Source organism: Ochrobactrum sp. SFR4, from assembly GCF_019730395.1.
Classification (GTDB): domain Bacteria; phylum Pseudomonadota; class Alphaproteobacteria; order Rhizobiales; family Rhizobiaceae; genus Pseudochrobactrum.
This window is the reverse complement of record NZ_JAAPBB010000371.1, coordinates 1-358: the sequence shown is the minus strand read 5'-3', so window position 1 is coordinate 358 and position 358 is coordinate 1. Positions and strand designations below refer to the sequence as shown.

Below are 358 nucleotides of genomic sequence, written 5' to 3'. Positions count from 1 at the left end.
CCAACAGATCAATCAGCAGATCACCCAGCTTCAGAACGAAGCACAGATGCTGATCAACCAAGCCCGCAATCTGGCGAGCCTTCCCTATACCTCGCTCAAGCAACTCCAGCAGTCCGTCCAGAAAACGCAGCAGCTTCTCAGCCAGGCGCAGAACATCGCCTTCGACGTTCAGAAGATCGATCAGGCCTTTCAAACCCAATATGGCAATGCGTCGATGTCGGCGTCTGATCAGGCGCTTGTCGCCGGCGCCCGCGAACGCTGGCAGAACACGGTCGGCGGTCTTCAGGACGCCATGGGCGTGCAGGCCGGTGTGGTCAGCAACATCGACACCAACCGCGCCGAGATGTCGGCGCTAGTC

1 protein-coding gene is annotated in these 358 nt (G+C 59.2%); it reads left to right on the top strand.

Features of this window, described 5'->3' with window-relative positions:
* Nucleotides 1-358 (top strand): TrbJ/VirB5 family protein (locus HBA93_RS19415; RefSeq protein WP_502910147.1); only part of this gene is annotated, 358 nt, incomplete at both ends.